Genomic DNA, 2,208 nt, shown 5'->3' with positions numbered 1-2,208 from the left:
GATGATCCCTACCTGGGCCTGGACTTCCAGGACCTGATCGATGCGGCGCACTGGGCGTTCGGCTGGAACGGGGATGCGATCAACCCGTCGCGCGGCTTCCTGGACCTGGGCCTGCCGCCGGCGCCGGACTTCGAGGTCCGGGCGCCGGCCCAACTGGTGCGCACGATCAACGTGGGGCTTTACCAGGTCACAGTAGCCGGTGAGCCCGTCAGTGTCACGGCGGACGTCACTCTGCTGTACAAGGACACGAACGAGGGCGTGCACGAGTTCGATCTGGACGCGGCCGGTTCTGTGGTCAAGCCGGTCAACGTGCCTTCGACGGTGCAGGAGCTGCGCCTTGTGAGCCGGGGCGGCGGCTTCCAGGTACTCAATGGCGAGGTGTTGCTGGGCGAGATCACGGCAGCCGAACTGGCGGGCACGGAATTCGAGTGGCAGGAGATGCGGCCCTATGCGCTTTCAGCGACGGACCGTGTGCAGGCGGATGGGGCCTTCAATGGCGTAGACAGCCTTGCCGCCTTCTGGTGGAACGGCACCAGCGGGGGCGGTCCCTCCGAGTTCTGGACCGACTTCCTGCTGGCGCGCGAGGAGCTGTGATGCTGATCCACAAGGACCTCAAGGGCGATGCCGGTGGGCCAGAGCACCAGGCCCTAAAGGGCATGCTGGACGTGGGCAACACCTTCATGACCGACCGGCGCGACGGCAGCGAGGTGCAGCGCTCGGGCGAGTTCGTCACCATGCGGCGCACGGGCGGCGAGGTCGTGCAGCTGGTGTCGCTGTGGGAGCCGCCGGACGCGCGCCGCCTGACGGATGGCTATGCACAGGCCGTGCCCGACGATGTGGCGCCGCCGGCCTCGGGCGCGCCCGACGCAGTGCCCCGGGTGCAGCTCATGGCGTCTGCGCTGGACGAGCAGCAGGGGCCGCTGTCCTTCGGCAATCTGGCCGCTTCCAAGCTGCAGACCCGCGTGCCGCGCTTCACCCGTGTGGAGACCCGCGTGGAGACGGCCGACCATGCCACCAAGAACGGCAAGCGGCGGCTGTTCTCCCTGGGCGACGGCACGGTGCTGCTGGTGCGCGAGATCTCGGCGGCTGGCGACACGCGGTATTTCGCGGGGATGAATCGCTTCGTGCAGCCGGTGCGCCGCGTCAGCCGTTGCACGGGCGTCGAGCTGGTGCGCATGGACCCGGACCGGCCTGCCGGCGGCAAGGTGCTGCTGCAGTTCGGCGTGCACAGCGGCCTGGGCTTTGATCCGGGGTCGCGCTCCATCGATTTCTTCGCCGACGACGATCAGCTGTACGACGCGAGCAAGGTCTATGCGGCCAATGCGGGCCTGCTGTTCGGGCGCGTGCTGTTGAGCATGCGCGCAGACCCCAGCAGCACCTATGCCGTGGCCGAGCCGGCCATGGCCAAGCAGGATGGCAAGAGCTATTTGAGCCTGGTCGCCGTGCATGGGCTGGCCGAGGACTGCTACCACCCGGATTCCTCGGGCCTGTTCCGGCTGACCTGCACACGCACCACGGCCGATGGCGTGCAGACCTCCAAGATCACCATGCCCGCTGCCATGAGCCCTGGGCAATACATGGCGCCGGTCGAGATGGACCTGGTGCGCCTGTCGCCCCAGACCCTGGTGCTGGCCCTGCGCATGACCACGCTGCGCCTGCCGGGCGCCGGCAGCGTGTCCGCAGCCAGCGCGGGCTGGGCCTATCTCTGGAGCGACGACAACGGCGCGTCCTGGGCCCATGTGCCGCACACCGGTATCACGGATGGCAACGCCGCGCCCGTGATCGCCGCCATGGTGCCGCGCGACAAGGACACGCTGCTGCTGGTCTCCGCGCTGCAGCTGGACAGCCTGGTGCCCGCGCCCGATGCGGCCAGCGTGCAGGTCTATGCGTTCACCCGCGCCGGCGCCACGCGCATCAGCACCATCCCGGGCAGCCGGTTCAGCGCAGGGCTGCATGCTGGCGATGTGATCGGCGGCCTGCGGCACTACCCGCCTTACTGGGCCGTGGGCTACGGCGGCGGCGTGCGCGTGGACAAGAAGCCGCTGCTGTGGGTCCAGTTCGACCCCCAGTACATCCATGCCGAGGGCTCGCCCGGCGTGATCGACTATCCCGGCGGCCGGGCTCAGCTCATGGTCTCGGCCGACGGCGGCGCCACATGGGAGCGGCGGATGCTGCCCCAGCCCTGGCCCCAGCGCGTGGGCTTTGTCG

General features: G+C 69.2%; 2 protein-coding genes. Both read left to right on the top strand.

Translation table 11 applies throughout. The features are described 5' to 3' along the window. Positions 1–594 (top strand): hypothetical protein (locus DA1_RS29200; protein ID WP_062794203.1); only part of this gene is annotated, 594 nt, incomplete at its 5' end. Further along, the coding region (locus tag DA1_RS29195) for a hypothetical protein (protein WP_155737680.1) at positions 594–2,208 on the top strand (1,615 nt) is incomplete at its 3' end. The genes DA1_RS29200 and DA1_RS29195, both read left to right, overlap by 1 nt.

The sequence above is a fragment of the Delftia acidovorans NBRC 14950 genome, assembly GCF_001598795.1.
Classification (GTDB): domain Bacteria; phylum Pseudomonadota; class Gammaproteobacteria; order Burkholderiales; family Burkholderiaceae_C; genus Comamonas; species Comamonas acidovorans.
Note: the sequence above shows the minus strand (reverse complement) of the source record. Positions and strands in the feature narration are given on the sequence as shown.